The sequence below is a fragment of the Subtercola frigoramans genome, from assembly GCF_016907385.1.
GTDB classification, from domain to species: Bacteria; Actinomycetota; Actinomycetes; order Actinomycetales; family Microbacteriaceae; genus Subtercola; species Subtercola frigoramans.
In genome coordinates this window covers 1733496-1754698 of record NZ_JAFBBU010000001.1, presented here as the reverse complement: position 1 = coordinate 1754698, position 21203 = coordinate 1733496, and the positions used below count along the sequence as shown (strand labels likewise).

Annotated in this window: 20 protein-coding genes; 6 read left to right on the top strand and 14 right to left on the bottom strand. The window is 64.8% G+C overall.

The window, feature by feature from the left end; genetic code table 11:
- The gene (locus JOE66_RS08295; protein WP_205108440.1) at positions 1-900 is read left to right on the top strand and encodes a TIGR01777 family oxidoreductase; all 900 of its coding nucleotides are present in this window, start codon (positions 1-3) and stop codon (positions 898-900) included.
- Here JOE66_RS08295 and JOE66_RS08290 read toward each other — a convergent pair.
- Positions 897-1310: a tetratricopeptide repeat protein gene (locus tag JOE66_RS08290; RefSeq protein WP_205111781.1), complete on the bottom strand. Its 414-nt coding sequence runs from the start codon at positions 1308-1310 to the stop codon at positions 897-899. The genes JOE66_RS08295 and JOE66_RS08290 overlap by 4 nt on opposite strands.
- A gap of 92 nt (positions 1311-1402) precedes the next feature.
- On the bottom strand, positions 1403-2227 hold the full coding sequence (gene dapB / locus JOE66_RS08285) for a 4-hydroxy-tetrahydrodipicolinate reductase (protein WP_205108438.1): 825 nt from the start codon (positions 2225-2227) through the stop codon (positions 1403-1405).
- Between the two features lie 127 nt (positions 2228-2354).
- Here dapB and JOE66_RS08280 point away from each other — a divergent pair, with 127 nt between their 5' ends.
- Positions 2355-2897, top strand: coding sequence for a GNAT family N-acetyltransferase (locus JOE66_RS08280; RefSeq protein ID WP_205108436.1), 543 nt, complete (start codon positions 2355-2357; stop codon positions 2895-2897).
- A gap of 60 nt (positions 2898-2957) precedes the next feature.
- Here the strand turns inward: JOE66_RS08280 and JOE66_RS08275 are convergent, their stop codons facing one another.
- The 6 genes from JOE66_RS08275 to rpsO all read right to left on the bottom strand — a co-directional run bounded on the left by JOE66_RS08275 (position 2958) and on the right by rpsO (position 9767).
- Positions 2958-3566: a histidine phosphatase family protein gene (locus JOE66_RS08275; RefSeq protein ID WP_205108434.1), complete on the bottom strand. Its 609-nt coding sequence runs from the start codon at positions 3564-3566 to the stop codon at positions 2958-2960.
- Positions 3563-4993 carry a M16 family metallopeptidase gene (locus JOE66_RS08270; protein ID WP_205108432.1) on the bottom strand — a complete coding sequence of 477 codons (1431 nt, stop codon included), beginning with the start codon at positions 4991-4993 and terminating at the stop codon, positions 3563-3565. The genes JOE66_RS08275 and JOE66_RS08270 overlap by 4 nt, the downstream gene beginning before the upstream one ends.
- A gap of 72 nt (positions 4994-5065) precedes the next feature.
- Positions 5066-6058, bottom strand: a complete 993-nt coding sequence (locus tag JOE66_RS08265; protein WP_205108430.1) for an NADP-dependent oxidoreductase — start codon at positions 6056-6058, stop codon at positions 5066-5068.
- 99 nt (positions 6059-6157) lie between these two features.
- Positions 6158-8446 carry a polyribonucleotide nucleotidyltransferase gene (locus JOE66_RS08260; protein ID WP_205108428.1) on the bottom strand — a complete coding sequence of 763 codons (2289 nt, stop codon included), beginning with the start codon at positions 8444-8446 and terminating at the stop codon, positions 6158-6160.
- A 313-nt stretch (positions 8447-8759) separates the two neighbouring features.
- Positions 8760-9374 carry a hypothetical protein gene (locus tag JOE66_RS08255; protein ID WP_205108426.1) on the bottom strand — a complete coding sequence of 205 codons (615 nt, stop codon included), beginning with the start codon at positions 9372-9374 and terminating at the stop codon, positions 8760-8762.
- 123 nt (positions 9375-9497) lie between these two features.
- Positions 9498-9767, bottom strand: a complete 270-nt coding sequence (gene rpsO, locus JOE66_RS08250) for a 30S ribosomal protein S15 (protein WP_205108423.1) — start codon at positions 9765-9767, stop codon at positions 9498-9500.
- 116 nt (positions 9768-9883) lie between these two features.
- Between rpsO and JOE66_RS08245 the strand changes: the two genes are divergently transcribed.
- Positions 9884-10282, top strand: coding sequence for a hypothetical protein (locus JOE66_RS08245; protein ID WP_205108421.1), 399 nt, complete (start codon positions 9884-9886; stop codon positions 10280-10282).
- A 78-nt stretch (positions 10283-10360) separates the two neighbouring features.
- Positions 10361-10600 (top strand): hypothetical protein, encoded by a 240-nt coding sequence (locus JOE66_RS08240; RefSeq protein ID WP_205108418.1) that lies wholly within the window; start codon positions 10361-10363, stop codon positions 10598-10600.
- Between the two features lie 29 nt (positions 10601-10629).
- Here JOE66_RS08240 and JOE66_RS08235 read toward each other — a convergent pair whose 3' ends face one another.
- On the bottom strand, positions 10630-11130 hold the full coding sequence (locus JOE66_RS08235; protein WP_239518259.1) for a PaaI family thioesterase: 501 nt from the start codon (positions 11128-11130) through the stop codon (positions 10630-10632).
- Between the two features lie 227 nt (positions 11131-11357).
- Here JOE66_RS08235 and JOE66_RS08230 point away from each other — a divergent pair, with 227 nt between their 5' ends.
- Complete coding sequence (locus JOE66_RS08230; protein WP_372435510.1) at positions 11358-12698, top strand: MFS transporter; 1341 nt, start codon at positions 11358-11360, stop codon at positions 12696-12698.
- Between the two features lie 96 nt (positions 12699-12794).
- On the opposite strand, the gene JOE66_RS08225 is transcribed toward JOE66_RS08230, so the two are convergent.
- The 3 genes from JOE66_RS08225 to JOE66_RS08215 all read right to left on the bottom strand — a co-directional run bounded on the left by JOE66_RS08225 (position 12795) and on the right by JOE66_RS08215 (position 17022).
- Positions 12795-13166, bottom strand: coding sequence for an FKBP-type peptidyl-prolyl cis-trans isomerase (locus JOE66_RS08225; RefSeq protein ID WP_205108413.1), 372 nt, complete (start codon positions 13164-13166; stop codon positions 12795-12797).
- A 32-nt stretch (positions 13167-13198) separates the two neighbouring features.
- On the bottom strand, positions 13199-15523 hold the full coding sequence (locus JOE66_RS08220) for a UvrD-helicase domain-containing protein (protein ID WP_307827118.1): 2325 nt from the start codon (positions 15521-15523) through the stop codon (positions 13199-13201).
- Positions 15524-15648: 125 nt separating this feature from the next.
- Complete coding sequence (locus tag JOE66_RS08215) at positions 15649-17022, bottom strand: FAD-binding oxidoreductase (RefSeq protein ID WP_239518257.1); 1374 nt, start codon at positions 17020-17022, stop codon at positions 15649-15651.
- A gap of 82 nt (positions 17023-17104) precedes the next feature.
- On the opposite strand from JOE66_RS08215, the gene JOE66_RS08210 reads away from it, so the two are divergent.
- Positions 17105-18142 (top strand): YihY/virulence factor BrkB family protein, encoded by a 1038-nt coding sequence (locus tag JOE66_RS08210; protein WP_205108411.1) that lies wholly within the window; start codon positions 17105-17107, stop codon positions 18140-18142.
- Here JOE66_RS08210 and JOE66_RS08205 read toward each other — a convergent pair.
- The gene (locus JOE66_RS08205; protein ID WP_205111773.1) at positions 18090-19676 is read right to left on the bottom strand and encodes an aspartate ammonia-lyase; all 1587 of its coding nucleotides are present in this window, start codon (positions 19674-19676) and stop codon (positions 18090-18092) included. The two genes, JOE66_RS08210 and JOE66_RS08205, sit on opposite strands and share 53 nt — an antisense overlap.
- 120 nt (positions 19677-19796) lie before the next feature.
- A complete protein-coding gene (locus tag JOE66_RS08200; RefSeq protein ID WP_205108409.1) occupies positions 19797-21197 on the bottom strand; it encodes an aldehyde dehydrogenase family protein in 1401 nt (466 codons plus the stop codon).
- Positions 21198-21203: the final 6 nt, after the last annotated feature.

The following is a 21203-nucleotide window of genomic DNA, read 5'->3' as shown; positions in this document are numbered from 1 at the left end:
ATGACCGATACGCACACTGTTCTGATCGCCGGTGGGTCAGGCTTCATCGGCACCGAAGTCGCCAGGCAGCTCCGCTCATCGGGTCACGTCGTCGTGAACCTGGTGCGACACCCCACACACCACCCCGACGAACGCATGTGGGACCCGGATGCCGGATGGCTGAACCCCGAGACGATCGAGCGCGCCGATGCCGTGATCAACCTGTCTGGGGCGTCGATCTCGCGGCTGCCGTGGACGCTGGCCTACAAACGTGTGATTCTCGAATCGCGAGTCAATGCCACCACCACCCTCGCTTCAGCGATCAACAAGGCGAAGAACCCTCCCGCCGTCTTTCTCAGCGGCTCAGCGGTGGGTTACTACGGGAACCGTCCCGGCGAACTGCTCACCGAGGCATCACCGATCGGTGAGGGCTTCCTTCCGAGAGTCGTCGACGCCTGGGAGACCGCATCGCGCCTCGCTGAGCCTGCAACGAAGGTCACGAATTTCAGGACCGGTGTGGTGATCGGAAAGGGTGGCCTCGTCGCGACCCTCCGACGAATCGCGCTTCTCGGCGGTGCGGGACCCCTCGGCTCCGGTGAACAGCACTGGCCGTGGATCAGCCTGCACGACGAGGCGGCCGCGATCGTGCACCTGCTCGATTCGGAGCTGAGCGGGCCAGTCAATCTCGCCGCACCCACCCCGGCCACAGCATCCGAGGTCATGCGGGCGATTGCCGAGCTCGTGCACCGGCCCTACTGGCTGCCCGCGCCTTCCTGGGCCATCAAGGCTGCACTGGCGGACGCCGGGCGCGAACTCATCCTCTCCGACCAGAACGAGTCGTCACAGCTGATCGCAGCCGACGGGTTCACCTTCAGAGACACCTCACTCGACGACACACTGTCTGCCGCCCTCGCGACCTAGGCCTTCTCGTAGAGAGCGATCGCCTGTCGTAGGGCCTTCCGTGCCCGCTTGCGATCGCCGCTGGCGTCATAGGCGAGACCCAGGCGAAACCACGCCTGCCAGCTCTCGGGAGCCGCCTCGACTTCGTCGCGGTAGGTTTCGAAGTCCGCGTCTGCGGCGGCGCGGAACGGGCGGCCACTGGGATGCTTGGGCAGATCATCCACGGGCAACAGGTCGTCGTCTCGAAGCAGACCCACCAGCTTCTGGGTGCGGAATCCGAAGAGGAGCTCACGGTACAGCGCCCAGGCACCGACGATCGGGAACACGATCAAGGCGACGCCGATTGCAACTCCGGCCGGAGCACCGGTACCGATGAACAGCAGGGCATGCTGGAACACCAGCACGAGGTAGACCACCAGCAAGGCGGACATGACGAACGCGGCGATCTTGCCCTTCGAAACTCCTCTGCGTTTCACAGGGCCATTCGCCTTGGCGGCGGTCGACTCATTCACAGGGTCGACCATCAGGCGATCGTCGCCCGGGCGGCCTGGCCGGAGACACTCTCGGGCTCCGGCGCCCAGCCGCTGTCGGCGGCCGAACGTGGGGCCGCGAGAAGAGCAGACAGATTCAGCAGTTTGTCGAGGCCGACGATCACTCCGCGCGCACTGACGGCCGCCCGCAGGCCGAGGAGGATTCCCGTTTCATAGGCACTCGGGGAGATGGTCTCGTGGCTGATGGTGAGCACCTCCCCCGTTCCGCCGAGGATCACATCCTGCTTGGCGACGACTCCGCGAAGCCGCAGACTGTGAACGGGAATGCTGGCGACCTGCTGGCCCCTGGCCCGCTGGTCGGTGTGCGGCGCAGAGACGGGCCCGACACCGGCGCGGGCCTCGCCGATCAGTTCGGCCGTTCTCACGGCAGTGCCGGAAGGCGAGTCGACCTTGGTGGAGCCGTGAGCCTCGATGATCTCGATCGAATCGTAGAACTGCGCAGCCATGGCAGAGAAGGCCGTTGCCAGAACCGAGCCGAGCGAGAAGTTCGGCACAATCACGACGCCCGTGTCAGGGAGGGCTGCAAGAGTGTGTTCGAGGGCGAGAATACGGTCACCCGACCATCCGCTCGTACCCACCAGCACATTGAGCCCGTGGGCGACAGCGAAGTCGACGACTCCCTGGCTCACCCCGGGAACGGTCACGTCGAGAACGAGGTCTGCACCGAGCATCCGATCGAAGGAGTCCTTCGAGCCGAGGGAGGCGAACACCTCGAACTCGGTGCTGCCTTCGATCAGTCGTGTTGCCAGCTGGCCCATCTTGCCCGTCGCGCCGACAACGGCAACCTTCGTACTCATGCTGCCAATCTACCAAGCGCTGCTGATGACTCCGTGCGAGGGGCCGCCCTTTTCACGCGCGGCTCACGAGACACACCGTCTCGACACTCCAGTGCCACTCGACCAGCGCTCGCCTAGGCTGGATGGTATGCACCTGCGTGAGGCCGCCGTGACAGAGCCGGATTCCATCCGACTACTGGGTGACTACTTCGGCAGCCGGGAACTCGAATTCACCGAGGTCGGAGGCGTGTACACCACCCGGTTCCCTGAGGCCGAGACCTTCACGCCCCCCGCCGGGGTGTTCCTGCTCGTGATTGACGACGACAACGCCGCAGTGGGGTGCGGGGGCATCAGGCTGCTCCCCCAGGCAGCCGCGGATAACGCTCCGGGCACCGCTGGCGAGCGTGCCAGGCAGCTCGAAGCGGGCACAGTCACCGAGGCGACTCCCGTGCGCTTCGAGGTGAAGCACGTCTGGCTCAGTGAAGCCGCCCGCGGCAAGGGCTGGGCGATCGCACTGATGAATGAGTTGGAGCGGCGAGCTCACGAGTTCGGTGCGACGCAGCTCGTTCTCGACACGAATGCGCGCCTCACTGCCGCCGCCCGGCTCTATACCCGACTCGGCTACGAGCAGACGGAACCCTACAACGACAATGCGAACGCGACGAATTGGTACGCAAAACAGCTTTCGTAGTACAGCTGTCGCTCGACCCCGCTCCGCTTCTGCAGGGCGACAACGCGGTAGGCCCGCGCGTCAGTAGGGCTGCGGATCGGCGAGCCCCGTGCGCAATTCGACCGGCAGGTGGCCCAGATCGTTGTGCGTCACCAGTTCAGGCATGCGGCCGCTGCGATACCGGATGATCGTGAGACCGCAATTCGCCTGGTTGACCCCGACCCAGCGCCACCCCGGCGCGCTGAGAGCCTCGCGTACGAACCAGCCGATGACAAAGTTGTGCGTGATCAGCAGGTCATGGCGGGTCTCACGCGACGGAGTGAGGAATTCGGCGATCGCATCGGACATCTGGGCCCGCCCTGCATCGACCTCTTCCTCGCTCACGGCGTTGAAGAACGGTTCGAAGGCGTGAGGCATTTCAGGCGAGTACTCGGTTGGAACGCAGTCGAACAGCAACGGCGACGGTTTGGGGTCGAGTGCCGGCAACTGCTTGCCCATGATCGCGGCAGTCTCAGCGGCGCGCTGCAGGGGCGAATGCCAGACGTTGTCGAACGGAACCCCGCCGAGGCGATCGGCGATCAACCGTGCCTGGCGTTCACCGCGCGGCGACAGAGGGCCGTCGGCGACACCGTACTCGGCATCGACCTGCTCGCCGTGGCGCACGAGGTAGAGCACGTGCCCGACCGTCATGATCCCACCAGAACCGGGCCGGCGGCCGTCGCCTCGGTTGAGCCTGAAGCACTGCCGAGAACCGAGTCGAACGCTGAAGCCTCGACCGCTCCGACAGCCGCGACCGAGAGCGGGCGCGAGAGTATCTCCTGCGCCAGCGCCTGCACGTCAGCGGCCGTCACTTCGGCAAGCCGGCCGAGTGCTACGTCGAGGTCGGCGAATTCACCGGTGGTGATCTCCGATCGCCCGAGCCTCGACATGCGCGTGTCGGAGTCCTCGAGCGAGAGTGCCGCCGACCCGGAGAGCTGGCCGTTGGCGCGGCGGAGTTCGTCGGCCGTGACACCGCTCTCGGCGAGACGGGTGAACTCGGCCACGAGCAACTCACTCACGACGCCGACGTTCTTCGGCGAGCATCCGGCGTAAAGACCGAAGACACCGGCGTCTGAGTAACCTGAGGCGAACGAGTACACAGAGTACGCAAGCCCGCGTTTCTCCCGCACCTCCTGGAAGAGCCGCGACGACATGCCGCCGCCCAGCACCGAATTGAGAACACTCAGGGTCGAACGGCGGTCATCGGTCGCGACCAGCCCGGGGTACCCGAGCATGACGACGGCCTGTTCGTTGGGCCGTGTCGTCAGTGACAGGGCCGAGCCGCGTGTGACGCTCGCGGCAAGCGGGGCACGGCGTTCGACCGGGCGTGCCGCTGCAGAGAGGTCCCAGCCCGCCGCACTCACCGAAGCCGTCACCAGCGCGACGAGTTCGTCGTGGTCGACGGCGCCGGCGACCGTGACGACGAGGTCGTTCGGGCGGTAGTTCGCCAGGTAGTGCTGCCAGACGGCACTGCGAGTCACGCCACGAATCGTGTCGTTGTCGCCACCGATGGGACGACCGAGTGGATGATCGCCCAGCACCGCTTCGAACAACCGCTCACCCACAACGTCGTTCGGGTCGTCGTCGGCCATCGCCAGCTCTTCGAGAATCACGCCGCGTTCGTTCTCGAACTCTGCCTCATCGAGCACAGACGAGGTGAACATGTCGGCGAGCACTGAGACGGCCATCGGCAGGTCTTTGTCCTGCACCTTGGCGTAGTAGCAGGTGTACTCCTTGCCGGTGAGGGCATTGTGTTCCCCGCCCACCTCGTCGAACGAGACGGCGATCTCGAGAGCCGAGCGTGTGGGGGTGCCCTTGAACAGCAGGTGTTCGAGAAAATGCGTGGATCCGAAGCGAGACGGGAGAGCAGCCATGTCGCCGAGCGCAGGTTCCGCACCGAGCTCGTCGCGTGAACCCACCGCCACCCAGAAACCGACGGTGGCGCTTCGTGCACCGGGAACACGCTCACTCAGTACGCGTATTCCGCTGGGGAGAACCGATCGCCTGACAAGCGCATCTCCCGATGCGGTGAGAGACAGCTCGGGCAGGTCAAGAGGGAGAGCAACAGCACCGTTCATCGTGCCTAACCTTAGCCGATCGCGGGCACGTCGGCTCTGCCGGTTCGTGCCCGCGAGCGTCAGATCGACACGTCAGGGCCGGGCGTCGGCTATGTCTCTGGCCTTTGTGACGCCGTAGCTGTGGGCTGGCTTCATTCCGAGCACGATCTTGCCCCGGGCGTGGCGCTTCTCCAGATCGTCGAAGGCCTGGCGCACGAACCCCAGGGGGTAATAGCCCGAGATGAGTACCGAGATCTTGTGATCGGCGGCGAGGTGGGCGAGCTCGGTGAGAACCGTCGTGTTGTGCTTTGCACCCTCACTGTCGGGCACGATCGCCGCGAGCTCTATTCTCTTGCGGTCGTCACTCGACTTGAAACGCGAGGGCACGACACCGAGTTCGTCCGCGATTGCCTTGCCGTCTTGCCCGAAGTTGTCGAGGTAGGCGGCAACACCGTCGGGAGCGAGCTCGCGAATGCGGTCAACGAGGCCCTCGCCGTAGACGACCGGCTTGATTCCGAGCTGCCTGAGATAGTCGAAATTTCGCTCGCCGCACGTGCCGATCACGTTGGCACCCTTGAGCTTCGCGAGCTGGATCTCGATGCTGCCGACGCCGCCGGCCGCTGCCGACACCACAATGGTCTCCCCTGCCTTCAGATGCACGGATTCGACGAGGTCGTGGGCCGCGAGGCCGGCAAGAAAGAGAGAACCTGCCACCTCCCAGGAGAGGTCCTTCGGCTTCGGCACGAGATTCTCTGCCGGAACGACGATGTGGTACGCCTGCGCCGAGAGTCTCGAGTGCCCGAGCACCTCGGAGTGACGCTTGAACTGCGTGACACCCTCGCCGACCTCGAGCACGATCCCGGCGAAGTCGCTGCCCTGGGCCTGGGGCTTCGACACGGCGATCTCGTTCGCGAAGAGACCCTGCCTGATGTACGCCTCGATGTGGTTGATTCCCGAGGCCAGAACCTCGACGAGTACTTCCCCAGGTGCCGGGTGCGGCATCGGGATCTCGACAAGATCGAGAACGTCAACTCCCCCGAACTCGCTGAACTGCACGGACTCCGTTGTCTTTGCTGCCTGGCTCATGCTGTGCCTTTCGTCTGGTTCAGCTTAACGAACGGATGCCCGTACCCACCACCCTCGACGAGAGTGTAGGCACGGGCATCCGTCACCGGTATTCGGTGGCTATACTTCGGCGCCTTCTGCGGGTGCCTCGGGGCCCGCGCTGTGCGCTGCGGAACCTTCGGTGTCTGCAGGGACTGCCTCGTCGATCACCGGAGCGAGCGAGAGCTTTCCGCGGTCGTCGATCTTGGTGATCTCGACCTGGATCTTCTGGCCGACGCCGAGCACGTCTTCGACGTTCTCGACACGCTTGCCACCGGCGAGCTTTCGAACCTCGCTGATGTGAAGCAGGCCGTCTTTACCGGGCATGAGCGACACGAACGCACCGAAGGTCGCGATCTTGACGACCGTTCCCAGGAACCGCTCGCCGACCTCGGGGTTCAGCGGGTTCGCAATGGCGTTGACCGCCATGCGAGCAGCCTCGGCCGAGGGGCCGTCGACAGCGCCGATATATACGGTGCCATCGTCTTCGATCGAGATGTCGGCTCCGGTGTCGTCCTGGATCTGGTTGATCGTCTTGCCCTTCGGGCCGATCAGCTCGCCGATCTTGTCGACCGGGATCTGCACCGAGATCACGCGGGGGGCGGTCGGTGCCATCTCGTCAGGCGTGGAGATCGCAGCGTTCAGCACCTCGAGGATCGCAGTGCGTGCAGCCTTGGCCTGGCCGAGTGCGCCATCGAGCACCGACGTCGGAATGCCGTCGAGCTTGGTGTCGAGCTGGATGGCCGTGATGAACTCACTCGTTCCGGCGACCTTGAAGTCCATGTCGCCGAGAGCATCTTCTGCACCGAGGATGTCGGTGAGGGCAGCGTAGCGGGTCTCACCGTCGACCTCGTCGGAGACGAGGCCCATGGCGATGCCGGCAACCGGGGCGCGCAGCGGCACACCAGCGTTGAGCAGCGACAGAGTCGACGCGCAGACCGAACCCATCGACGTCGAACCGTTCGATCCCAGAGCTTCTGAGACCTGGCGGATGGCGTAGGGGAATTCTTCACGGCTGGGCAGGACCGGCACGAGGGCACGCTCGGCGAGGAAGCCGTGGCCGATCTCGCGACGCTTCGGGGTACCGACCCGGCCGGTCTCACCGGTCGAGTAGGGCGGGAAGTTGTAGTGGTGCATGTAACGCTTCTTGGTGACGGGGCTCAGCGAGTCGATCTGCTGCTCCATCTTCAGCATGTTCAGCGTGGTGACGCCCAGGATCTGGGTCTCGCCGCGCTGGAAGATCGCCGAACCGTGCACGCGGGGAATGACCTCGACCTCGGCATCCAGCGGGCGGATGTCGGAGAGTCCACGGCCGTCGATGCGGATTCCGTCACGGAGGATACGGCCGCGAACGACCACCTTGGTGACCGACTTGTACGCCGCCGAGAACTCGGTGAGCACAGTCGCGGGGATGGCGCCAGCTTCGACCTTCTCGGTGATGGCGACCTTGACACGCTCCTTGAGGGCATCATCGGCATCCTGGCGCTCGATCTTGTCGGCGATCTGGTAGATACGCACGAGCTCGTCGTAGGCGAGACCGGCGACGTTGCCGTAGGACTCCTTCGAGTACGGCAGGAAGACCGGGTAGTGTGCGATCTCCTTCGCGGACTGTTGGGCGAGAACGACCTGCGCGCCGACGAGCTGCTTGATGAAGGGCTTCGAGGCCTGGAGACCCTGGCTGACAACAGCCTCGTCGGGCTTGGTGGCGCCGGCCTGGATCAGGTTCCAGCTGTGCTCGGTGGCCTCAGCCTCGACCATCATGATGGCGACGTCGTCATTGCCGTTCTTGTCGGTGACGACACGACCGGCAACCACGATGTCGAACACGGCGTCTGCGAGCTGCGCGGCGGTCGGGAATGCGACCCACTGGCTACCGATCAGCGCGAGGCGAACCGCACCGATCGGGCCGGAGAACGGAACACCCGAGATCTGGCTCGACGCCGAGGCGGCGTTGATGGCCAGAGCGTCGTAGAACTCGCCGGGAGCGATGCTCAGCACGGTGATGACGACCTGGACCTCGTTGCGGAGTCCGGTGACGAACGACGGGCGCAGCGGCCGGTCGATCAGGCGGCAGACGAGGATGGCCTCGGTCGAGGGGCGGCCTTCACGACGGAAGAACGAGCCGGGGATCTTGCCTGCTGCATACGAGCGCTCTTCGACGTCGATGGTGAGCGGGAAGAAGTCGAAGTTGTCTTTCGGGTGCTTCGAGACGCTCGTGGCGCTCAACAGCATGGTTTCTTCATCGAGGTAGGCGGCGACGGCACCCTGTGCCTGCTGCGCCAGACGACCCGTTTCGAAACGGATCGTACGAGTGCCGAACGAACCGTTGTCGAGAACGGCTTCGGCGAATTTGATTTCTGGACCCTCCATATGGGGGTTTTCTCCTTTGATTTTCTTCCCGCACCATTCAGGCGCGGAGAACGTCGCCCTCCCGTGTGGAAGGCGATCCTCCTGGTCGGAGCAGGGCCATCGTGATGTGGCGCTGGCCGCGTTGTAGCGCTGCCTGGGAGCGAATTTTTCTCTGGCCAACAGTAGAAATACACCGACGCCCGCGCTCATGCCGCTTCGGGATACCACCACCGGTGACCAGCTTCGTACCAGCCTGCTCCGTTTGTAACAATCTGATGCTACCAGTGCCCCTCTCGCACACCTAGTAGCGCCACACTTTCTGAGGTAATGTCGTCTATTCCTCGGGGCGCAGCAGCGACTCTGGCAACTCCACCGTCAGGGTGTAGGGCCGCTTGATCTGATGGATGCGGGCGTCGACCGTCACGTACTCATGTCGTTCGGCCGGCGTGATCAGCCGTGCGTCGAGGTGCGTGTCGATCTGCTGCGGGAGAAAGCCTGCCCGATAGACGCGGGTGCCGATCGTGAGGTCCACTGCAACGCGGTAGTCCCTTCGCAGCCACCGCGTCGCACGTGGTACGAGAACGGCGATCTGGGAACCACCGCCGCGTGCGTAGGCGGCGTCGATACTGGCCTGGTAGCGGGCCGAGTCGACGACGGGAAATGTCTCGCGGGGCGACGAATCAGCGACGGGCAGCAGCACGGTGCGCTCTGTCAGCGTCAATGATCCCTCGGCATCACGTCGCAAGCGGGGAATCGCGAAGGGAGCGAGCAAAACGAGAGCGGCCGCCACAGCGATCACCAGCAAGGAGATGACCATGACCTGGCTCAGCACGGGCACAGCGAGTCTCTGGAAGATGCCAGCAACGATCGAGAGGCCGAGAACCACCGCGACCAGAAACGGGTCCCATCGCCAGAGTGGCAGGGAGGCGCGCGGAGTGCTCTTCGTCATCCACTCCAGTGTCGCAGATCTCCCCGGGCTGCAGCCATCGCCCAGGCACATGAAAATGGGTCGCTTCCCCGCAGGGAAGCGACCCATCGATCCAAGCTCAAGCCTGAACGGTTCTGCGTCGTGTTAGCGGCGCAGCCCCAGACGCGCGATCAGCGCGCGGTAACGCTCGATGTCGACGCTCTGGAGGTAACCGAGCAGACGACGACGCTGGCCAACCAGCAGAAGCAGGCCACGACGTGAGTGGTGGTCGTGCTTGTGAAACTTCAGGTGCTCGGTGAGGTCGAGGATGCGTGTGGTGAGCATCGCAACCTGAACCTCGGGAGACCCGGTGTCACCTGGGTGGGTGGCGTATTCGTCAATGATGGCTTTCTTGGCATCTGGCGTTAATGGCATAGATGACCCCGTTTCTCTTGTTGCGCGGCGCCATCAGCCCAGTGCTGTGGCTCTCTTTATCCGCGGCCGTTCGACGGCAACCTTGCGAGTTTAGCAGAGTTCGTGGCTCAATCGAGGTGTTCGGAGACTATGAGCCCGACGAGCTGGCACTGGACGAACCGCTGGTACCCGCGCTCACACCGCCGGATGATGCGGCAGAGGAGGTGCTCGACGACGAGCCCACCGATGAACTCGACGACGTGTTAGACACACTGACGCTACTGCTGCTGCCGGAACTCGCTGTTGAAGAGACGGATTCGCCCGCCCACAGCACAATACTCGTCGCACCCGCTGCGATCAGGCTCGTCACACCGACAGCCACCGTTACGAGGCCTGCCCGACGCCTGCCTTGCCTTCTGGAATCCATGATCCTGCTCTCCTTCGTCGGAGAACAGCCTGCCCTTCCAGGCTGCATGAATTCGTTGCCCTTGCTATGTGCCTGCTATGACTTTCTCGACCGTAGTTTCCTGCTCTGAGCGCGGCGCTGCCCTGCGATGCCCGTGACGCGGAAAGTCCCCTCGAAATTCGGAGGCGACACACTAAACTCAGGGCCCATGAGCAATTACGAATTCGGCGGCCGGGCAGACATCGAGAAGGCCCTCGACATGCTGGTCAATCTCGACCAGGCGCAGACGAACGCCATCATCGTTCTCGAGATCGACGAGGAGATCGAGCGTCTCCAGGCCGAACTCGAGAAGTACGATGTCGATCCCAGCCACGTTCCGACCGCGGATTTCATCGAGATCATCAGCGGGTACGTGGAGCGCGCCGACGACTGGAACAACGCCAAGTAGCGGCACCGACTCGCGAGCCGTGCCGGCACTCAGCGGGCGAAGACCAGGAGCGTCGACGTCGCCGTTGCGAGCAGGGTGCCCCGGGCATCCGTCAGCTTCGCTTCGGCGAACGCAGCCCTGCCGCCCATCTTGACGACCGTCGCCTCAGCACGGACCGGCCCCGTCTCGGTGGTCATCGGCCGCAGGTACGAGACCTTCAGCTCCAGCGTGGTGTAGGCCTGCGTCTCGGTCAACAACGAATGCACCGCACAGCCGCACGCCGAATCGAGTAGTGCCGCGGCATACCCACCGTGCACCGAACCGATGGGGTTGTACACGCGGCTGGTGGGATGCCCGGAGAAGACGGCGCGACCCTCGTCGATGCTCTCGAGAGCGAATTCCATGGTCTCGCCGATGGGGGGCTGAACGCCGGAGGCGATCAGGGCCTGCATCTGCTGCATGCCGGTGAGTGCTGGGTGCCGCGACACCTGGCCGTCGATCACGGGCCCACTTTCGTCGATGGCCGGGGATTCAGTCGGCGATCCAGTCATAAATGCTCCTCGGGGAATGTGGATGGTCGGTGGGAGGTTATCGCCATCGACCCGTGTTCACGGCATCTCTTATCCACTCTGTACAACTCGCGATCGGACATCTCTCCAATGCTCTTGGTGACAAGCGCCAATACTCCTGCGATTCGGGTGACGCCGTGAGCGACAATCGCGATCTGGATGATCCCCTCCAACGCGACGATGCCCTCCGGAGCGACGAACCGAGTGGGGTGGACTCCGTACACAGCGCAGAGCCACTGACGCGCAGAAGCCGATTCGTCGATCTGACGCCTTTGCGCCGGAGCCCTGCCTTCGCGCGCCTCTGGGTGGGGGGCGCGATCTCAGGCATCGGTGGCCAGATGACGATCGTCGCCGTGGGACTGCACATCTACAGCATCACGCAGTCCACCTTCGCCGTCTCGCTGGTCGGCGTGTTCGCACTCGTGCCGATGATCGTCTTCGGGCTCTACGGTGGTGTTCTCGCCGACACCTTCGACCGGCGCCGGGTGGCTCTCATCTCGGCCATCGTTGCCTGGTTGTCGACAGTGAGCCTTGCCACGCTCGCCTGGCTGCAGGTCGACACGGTCTGGCCGTTCTATCTTCTCGCCACCATCATCTCGGTGGCTGCTACCGTCATCAGCGCCACCCGCGCCTCGATCGTTCCGCGCCTGCTGCCCAAGGAACTGCTGCCGGCAGCTTCTGCCCTCAACGGGATCAGCATCGGCACAATGGTGACCGTCGGCCCGGCTCTTGCCGGAATCCTGGTGGCCACCGCCGGCATCCAGTGGACGTACACCGTCGATGTAGTTCTCTTCGTTGCCGCTTTCGTGGGCATCTTCTCTCTGCCGAGAATCGTGCCGGAGGGCAGTACCGGCCGCGCGGGATTCTCCGCCGTGGCGGATGGGCTCCACTTCTTGAAGAGCGCCCCGAACGTGCGTATGTCGTTCATCGTCGACATCGTCGCGATGACCTTCGGCCAGCCACGGGTGCTGTTCCCGGCGGTCGGTGCCGTGCTCATCGGCGGCGGCGCCATCACGGTCGGAATCCTGACGGCGGCGGGTGCCATTGGGGCGTTGCTGTGCAGCGTGATGTCCGGCCGCCTCGGGCATGTGCGCTGGCAGGGGCGTGCGGTGCAGCGTGCCATTGCGGTCTACGGCGCCTTCATCGCCGCTTTCGGTGTTGTGCTTCTCTTCACGTCATTGGGCGCTCCGAAACCCGGCATGCACTCCATCACCGAGTCCATCACTGATGCGAATGTGGGAGCACTCGTGCTCGCCGCGGTCTTTCTTGCGGGGGCGGGAGCCGCCGACAACGTGAGTGCTATCTTCCGGACCACGATTCTCCAGTCGGCCGTGCCCGACAGCATGCGCGGCAGGATCCAGGGTGTCTTCACCGTCGTGGTGACCGGGGGCCCACGGATCGGCGACGCCTACATCGGGGTCCTCGCAGCTGTGGCGGCGGTGTGGTTCCCGCCCCTGCTGGGCGGAATCGTGATCATGGTGCTGGTGACCGTGCTCGTGAGGGCAAGTGCCGGCTTCCGGGGCTACGACGCACAGAACCCGCTGCCCTGAGCCAGATGGCTCGGACAACGGGTTCTGGGTTTCGATACGCGGGCTTCGCCTGCTACTCAACCAGCGGCGCGGGCGCTACTCAACCAGCGGCGCTGGTCAGCTGACGCCGAGGAGGTCGATCACGAAGATGAGGGTGCGACCGGAGAGCTGGTGCCCGCTGCCGGCAGCACCGTACGCCAGCTGCGGCGGCACGGTCAGCTTGCGACGGCCGCCGACCTTCATGCCGGGAATGCCCTGCTGCCACCCGGCAATGAGCTGGCGGAGCGGAAAATTGATCGAGGTGCCACGGCTCCACGACGAGTCGAACTCGTCCCCGGATTCGTAGTCGACACCGAGGTAGTGCACGTCGACGGTCGAACCGGCTGCGGCCTCGGGGCCGTCGCCGACCACGATGTCCACGATTTCGAGGGTTTCGGGGGCAGGGCCCTCGGGGAAGTCGAGTTCAGGCTTGGAATTGAGATCTGTCATGGCTCTATCCAACCGCGTCGGGCACGCGCACGTCAAAACCGGTCGACGAAAGTCAGGCGCTGCGTCGGCCTGGTCATCGACACATAGAGCGCACCTGCTCCGCGTGGCAGGCGGTTCAGAATGGCTTCGCGGTCGCCGATGACGACGGAATCGAACTCGAGCCCCTTGGCCTCCTGAGGCGTCATGACCGTCACCGGCAGCAGAAGTCCGGCAGCGCCTTGGCCGACCTCGCCGGGAAGCGCCTCTGCAAGTGCGGCGTACGCCCCCGCAAGGCCGTCGGGCGTGACGATCACGCCGATCGTGCCACGAGGGTCGATCATCCTGTCGGCGGCGACCGCCTCACCCAGGGCATGGGCGAACGCGGCAGTGGGGTCGGGGCCGAATCGGTCATCGGATGCCCGGATGACGACGATCGGCCATTCACTTTCGCGCACGGAGGTCGACCGGGTCACCGGCAGTCGCTGTTCCTCGGCCATCTGCTGCGCTGCCGCGGCGATCTGGGCGGGGGTTCGGTAGTTCACCGTGAGTTCTTCGAGTCGCCACCCCTCTCCGTGGGCCTGGCGTCCGACCAACGGCGCGACAGCCTCCTGCCAGCTGCGTGCGCCCGCGGCCGCACTGGCCTGGGCGATGTCGCCGACAATGGTGAAAGAGCGCATCGGGCCGCGCCTGCGGAGGAGGCGCCACTGCATGGGTGAGAGTTCCTGCGCCTCGTCGACGACGATGTGCCCATAGGTCCAGGTGCGGTCGCCTGCCGCCCGCTCTGCGGTGGTGCCCCTCGAGGCCTGCTCGGCGAAGTTGTCGGCCAGGTCTTCGGCGCGTACCAGCCCCTCCACATCCATGTTCCGGATGGCGTTCTCGGCGTTCTCGACGTCTCTCTTGCGTTGTTGTTTCGCCTCGCGCTCGATGGCCGCGGAGCGTTCGCTGTGCTCGCCGAGGTGCTCGGCCGCTTCGTCGAGCAGGGGAATGTCGGAGATGGTGAAGGGCGCGTCGCGCTCTCGCCTGAGCAGCGCGCGCTTCTCGGGGCTCCAGTTCGGAGCCAGTTCGGCGAGCCACTGCGGCCTGGCGTAGAGGTCCTGAAGGAGCTTCTGCGGGGAAAGCGGGATCCACGCAGTGTTGAGGGCGACCTTCACGTCGTAGGCCGATCGGAGGTCTTCGCGCAGCATGCCGTAGTCGTCTTCGTCGACGGTGTTGCCGTGCGAACGCAATTGCGCGGCGAGGGCCCGCGTCAGCTCGGCGAGGGCGGTCTTCACGAACGTCACGCGAGCCTCGTTGTAGGGCTTGCGGCTCTCCCTGGCCCGCGTGATGGCGTTCGCGATCACGTGCGGCTCGAGCGTCAGCGGTTCGCCGTTGACATCGAGTTGCACCGGCTCGGCCGGCACCTTCTGACGGGATTTGATGGCACGGTCGATGAGTGCGGCCATCTCGGTGTGACCCTTGACGACGGCAACCTCTGCGATGTCTTCGATGCTGGTCTCGACGCCTGGGTACAGCTGACCGACGCTGGCCAGCACCACGCCGGTTTCACCGAGGCTCGGCAACACCGCCTCGATGTACTGCAGGAACGCCCTCGACGGCCCGACGACGAGCACACCAGACGACTTCAGACGGTCACGGAAGGAGTAGAGCAGGTACGCTGCCCGGTGCAGGGCCACGGCCGTCTTGCCGGTGCCGGGGCCACCCTGCACGACCAGAATGCCGGCCAGATCAGAACGGATGATGCGATCCTGTTCGGCCTGGATCGTGGCGACGATGTCGTGCATGCGCCCGGTGCGCTCTGTCGAGAGCGATGCCATGAGGGCGCCTTCGCCCTGCAGCGCGTTGACCTCCTCTGTGCTGAGGTCTGCGCTGTCGAACACCTCGTCTTCGATCCTGACGATCTTCCTGCCCTTGCTGAGCAGGTGCCTGCGCGCCCGGATTCCCATCGGTGTCGCTGCTGTCGCCTGGTAGAACGGGCCTGCCTGCGGAACGCGCCAGTCGAGCAGGATCGGCCTCAGGTTCTCATCGCGCAGGCCGATGCGCCCGATGTAGCGGAAGACGGAATCCGAGCCGTCGGAGACATCTCGGTCGGTGTCGGTCTCTCCGGGATCTGCGGCGGAGCTCTCGTCCGCCGGTACATCTGATGCCGCAAGTTCGAGCCTGCCGAAGGCCAGGCGCTCGTCGACCTCGTTCAGGGCGACGATGCGGTCTTCGAAGATTCTCGCGAAGGCATCACGTTCGGAGCGACTCTGGTGATTGCCGCCCACGTCTTGGCGGTGCACACGCTCGAGCTGGCGCCGAGCATCCATTCGCAGTTCATCGAGTCGTTCGTACAGGCGGGAAACGTATTCACGTTCCAGGTCGAGCTCAGATGAAACCACGTCAGTACCCCTCAAAAATCCGGCAGACCATTCTATCCCGGCGGATGGGCACGGCCGCCCCGAGATGGGTCAACGGAGTCACCCTGCCAGTCAGCTTGTGGGCTGCGTGCCCCTGATCCGAGGGCTCAGAACACCTTTCCGGGATTCATGATTCCGAGAGGGTCGAAGACGGCCTTGATCTGCCGCTGCAGTTCGTAGCTGTCAGAACCGAGCTCTGCCCCGAGCCAGCGTCTCTTCAGGACCCCGACGCCGTGTTCGCCTGTCAGCGTGCCGCCGAGGTTCAGGGCCGCTTCGAAGAGTTCTCCTGCCGCCAGCCACACCGCGTCCGGCACAACACTGACGCCCGGTTCGAGAACGAAGTTCGGGTGGAGATTGCCGTCTCCGGCGTGGGCAATCGTCGCAATGCGCAATCCGTGGCGCAGACCGATCAGCTCGATCTCAGCGAACATGGCTGCAAGTGCCGAGCGGGGAACACAGACGTCCTCGATGAGCACGGAGCCGCGGGCCTCGAGGGCAGGGTGAAAACTCCGCCTGATGGCGAGGAGTCGTTCACCCTCTGTGGGGTCGGTCGACAGTTCAGACTGACCGCCGAGCAGGCGCGTCAGGGCGACGATGTGGTTGGCTTCGTCTGCTGCGGCCGGGCCGTCGGTCTGGATGAGAAGGTAGGCAGCTCCCCGGCTGCGAAGGTCGGTGCCGTTCAGCGCGTCGACGGCGAGCAGTGATTCGGCATCCATCAGCTCCATGACGGCGGGTTTCAGCCGGGTCGCGGTGATCGCTGCAGAGGCGGCTGCGGCAGCCGTCACTGATTCGAAGAAGGTGCCGATCGTCACGCTCACACCCGCCGGAATCGGCCGGAGTCGCACGGTCGCCTCAACGATGATTCCGAGGGTGCCCTCCGAACCCGTGAGCAGGGCAGTCAGGTCTAGCCCGGTCACACCCTTGACACTGCGATGACCGGTCGAGATCAGACGGCCGTCTGCGAGTACCACCTTCAGCCCGAGTACCGCATCCCGGGTCACACCGTACTTCGCGCAGAGGAGTCCGCCGGCGTTGGTGGCGATGTTCCCTCCTATGGTCGAGATGGCCTTGCTTGCAGGGTCGGGGGAGAAGATGTAGCCGTCGTCCAGCACCTGGTCGCTCAGCTGCTGGTTCAGGACCCCGGGTTCGACGACGGCCAGCTCATCGGCCAACGAGATCTCGAGAATCCTGTTCATGGCGGTGGTGGAGATCACCAGCGCCCCCTCGGTCGCCGTGGCCCCGCCCGCCAGCCCGCTGCCGGCGCCTCTCGGAACGATGGGGATCAGGAACTCCGACGCGAGCCGCAGGGCGACCTGGACGTCGTCGATCGATCGTGCCGTGACGATGGCGACCGGAACGCCCGGAGAGAGATACCCGGAACGGTCTGTGCGTGCATCCGCCAGCTCGTTCGGGGCTGTCGAAACGGCTGTGCCGAGCGCACCCCGAAGCCGAGCGAGAAACTCCATTGTCTGTGGTGCCATGCCACCATGGTAGGGCTGCCGGGCCCGAGCCGAACCGTAGTGGCACACCCGACCACTGGTTCACGCCCCATACAGTTGATGAGTGACCGAAAGTGAACGAGGAGCGACAGCCGAGCACCGGCACCTCGATCGTACGGCCGTTCGCTATGCTCTGCGCCGGGCCTACCACGGCTTCTTCATTCACCGCGGGCTCGACTCCGGCGCCGCCCTCACGTTCTTCTCCACGCTCGCGCTCTTCCCCGCGACGCTTGCTCTCGTTTCGATCGTCGGCCTGCTCGACCCGCAGGGAGACGCCGTGCGGGTCATTCTCACCGTGCTCGACAGCTACATTCCGAAAGGGAGCGTCGAATCGACCAGACTCGCCCTGACGCAGTTCACGCGCATCCCGAACCCCGTTGTGGCGCTGGTGATCGGGCTCTCGCTCACGCTGTGGGCCGGTGCGAGTTATGCGACGGCGTTCGGGCGGGCCGTGAACGCCATCTACGACGTGCACGAGGGTCGCCGGTTCGTCAAGCTCAGGCTGCTGATGCTGGTCGAATCGCTCGCGCTCATCGTGCTCCTGGGTGCGCTCGGCGTGATCGTGGTCGTCACCCCCGACGCGGCACTCACTCTTGTCTCCACGCTGGGATGGCCGCTTGTGGCCGTCGACCTCTGGAGCATCGCGAAATGGCCTCTGCTGGTGTTGCTGGCCGTGTTCACGGTGATGGTTCTCTATTACGACACACCCAATCTGAAACGGCCGCGTGTGCGATGGCTCACTGTCGGTGCAAGCTTCGCAATCGTGGGCCTTGCGGCCATGACCATCGGGTATTCGATCTACATCACCGGATTCTCTGGCTACGACCGCTTCTACGGGCTGCTCGGCGGGGCGATCATCACCCTGATCTGGCTCTTCCTCTCGAACCTCGTTCTGGTGGTCGGCGCCGAAGTCGACGCAGAACTGACGCGCGCCCGGCAATTGCTTCGTGGCATCGAAGCAGAGGAATCCATTCAGCTCCCGCTGCGGGACAACCGGCGAAACCTCATTCTGGCCCGCCGGCTCGACCGAGACCTGAGGGACGGCCGCGCTATTCGCGAGCGGGCAACCCTGCTGCGTCGACACGCACCTGGCGATCGCTGACCGAATCCCCCGCTGAAGCCCCTGCGTTCGTCACTGCCGCCTGAACCGCACCCGTCTGCGCGGCATCACTCAGGGCTTCTGCATCGGCAGAAATGACGGGAATCGCCGAGGTGATCGTCTCGAGACCCGACAGGCGCGCAGGAGAAAGGAGTTTCGTCACGCGTTCCCTGGTCATGAGGTTCGCCTCGACGACCAGGTCGGCAATGTTGCGCCCCGTCAGCAGGGCCGCCTTCGCCAGGGCAGACGACGCCGAGTAGCCGATGTAGGGAGTCAGGGCAGTCACGACCCCCACCGAGGTGGAGACGAGCCGGTCGAGCCGGTCGAGGTTGGCCGAGATGCCGTCGATGCAGTTCACTCGCAGCGTGGTGCAACCGGCGGTCATCCACGAGATGCTCTGCAGGAGCGAGTGGGCGATGACGGGCTCGAAGGCGTTCAGCTGCAGTTGGCCACCTTCAGCGGCCATGGTGACGGTGACGTCGGCCCCGGCGACCGAGAACGCGATCTGGTTGATCACCTCGGGGATGACCGGGTTGACCTTGCCGGGCATGATGCTCGAACCCGCCTGACGTGCGGGCAGGTTGATCTCGCCGAAGCCGGCCTGCGGGCCACTCGAGAGCAGGCGCAGGTCGTTGCAGATCTTGCTGAGCTTGATGGCCGATCGTTTCAGGATGCCCGAGAGCTGCATGAACACGCCTGCGTCGCTGGTGGCCTCGATGAGGTCGGGAGCGGTCACGTGAGCAAATCCGGTGAGTTCGCGCAGATGCCTGCGCACCGCATCGGCGTACCGGGGATCAGCGGTGATGCCGGTTCCGATTGCCGTTGCACCGAGGTTGATCTCCCAGAGCAGCGGTACCGTCTCTGCCAGGCGCTGGTTGTCTTCGGTGAGGGTCGTGGCGAAGCCATGGAACTCCTGCCCGAGAGTCATCGGCACAGCATCCTGCAGCTGGGTCCTGCCGATCTTCAGCACATCATTGAACTCGACGCCCTTGCGCCCGAACGAGTCCCGGAGCAACTCGTGCTCGGCCAGCAGCCGCTGCAACCCGAAACAGAGGGCGAGCTTCACCGCTGTGGGGTACACGTCGTTCGTGCTCTGGCTGCGGTTCACGTCGTCGATCGGGTGGAGGAACTGGTAGTCGCCCTTGCCCTTGCCCATGAGTTCGAGCGCGATGTTCGTGATCACCTCGTTCGCGTTCATGTTCGTCGAGGTCCCTGCACCGCCCTGGATGACGCCCACCACGAACTGGTCGTGGAACTCGCCATCGCGCACGAGCTGGCAAGCCTCGTCGATGACGCGGGCCTTCTCCAGTTCGAGCACGCCGATCTCGGCGTTGGCGCGGGCGGCCGCCTGTTTCACGATGACGAGCGCAGTGATGAGGTCAGGGTAGACGGAGATGGGCCGGCGGCTGATCGGGAAGTTCTCGAGTGCCCTGGCCGTGTGGATGCCCCAGAAGGCGTGTACGGGAATCTCGACCTGGCCCAGCGAATCTGTTTCAGTCCTGGTCGGGCCGCCGCTCTCCGGGCCGAAGCCCGGCACGGAAGGGGAGGTGTTCGATGAAGGCGTCGCTGCATTCACGGTTTCACGGGGTGATGCTGCGGCAGTTGCTGAAAGGTATGTCTCTGGCACCTCGAAGACACTACTCGCCGAGCGTTCGAACTACGTGAGTTTTCTGAGGAAACCACGGATGAACGCATCTTTCTTCTGCGTGAACGGCGGATACACGAGGTTAAACGTGTCCGGCTTCAGTTTCTTGCTCAGGATCGCCTTGCGGTGGCTGAACACTTCGACGCTCCTCTGGCCGTGGTAGGCCCCCATGCCGCTCTCGCCCACTCCCCCGAACGGCAGCCCCGGCACGAGCAGATGCGCCGCCGGCACCCCGAAGGCCACGGCCCCCGAGGAGGTCTGGGTGATGAAGCGCCGCCGGGCCGAAGCCGACTCAGTGAAGACGTACAGCGCGAGCGGCTTCTCGCCGGAGTTGATGAAGGCGATCGCATCGGCGAGGCCGGTGACCTCGACGATCGGCAGGATCGGACCGAAGATCTCCTGCTGCATGACCGGAGCGGCCCGGCTGACGCCCGACAGCACAGTGGGTGCGAGGTAGCGCGTGCGGGCATCCGACTGGCCCCCGGTGACGATGGTCTCCCCCTCGATGAGCTTCGTCAGCCTGCCGAACTGGGCATCGTTGACGACGCGCCCATAGCTCTCACTCTGTTCCGGGTGATCGCCGTAGAACTCGGCGATCACCTCGGCGAGCAACGGCTCGAGCGCACGGGCGACCTGGGGAGTTGCCAGAACATAGTCCGGGGCGACGCAGGTCTGGCCCGCGTTCATGAACTTGCCCCAGGCGATGCGGTGGGCCACGGCCTTCAGATCAACGGTCTCGTCGACGTAGACGGGCGACTTTCCGCCGAGTTCGAGGGTCACGGGCGTGAGGTTCTTGACCGCAGCCTGCATCACGATGCGCCCGACACGAGAGTTGCCGGTGTAGAAGATGTGGTCGAACCGTTCGCCCAGCAGCACCGTGGTCTCGTCGACGCCGCCCTCGACCACGGCGATCGCGCGATTGTCGAGGAATCGGCGGAACAGGGAGGCGAAGGCGGCCGAAGTCGCAGGGGCGAGTTCGCTGGGTTTGGCGACCACCGCGTTCCCGGCGGCGATCGCCCCGATGATCGGCACCAGCAACAGCTGCACCGGGTAGTTCCACGGGGAGATCACCAGAACGACACCGACGGGTTCGAGAACGGTCTTCGCCGTCGAGGGCGCGATGAGCAGCGGCGTGCTCACCCGGGTGGGTTTCAGCCACCGGCGCAACCGCGCAAGCGTGTAGTCGATCTCGGCGATGACAAAGCCGATCTCGGTGAGTTGGGCCTCAGCCGGGTTCTTGCGGAGGTCTGCCAGCAGCGCGGCCTCGATCTCCGGCGTGCCCTCGATAAGCAGGGAGCGGAGGGCCCTGAGCTGGGCGACCCGCCACGCGTACGGTTTTGTCACGCCCCGTTCGAACGTGCTGCGCAGTCGATCGACAACGTCGGGAATCGTCACTCCAGCACCTGTGCTCATTCCCTC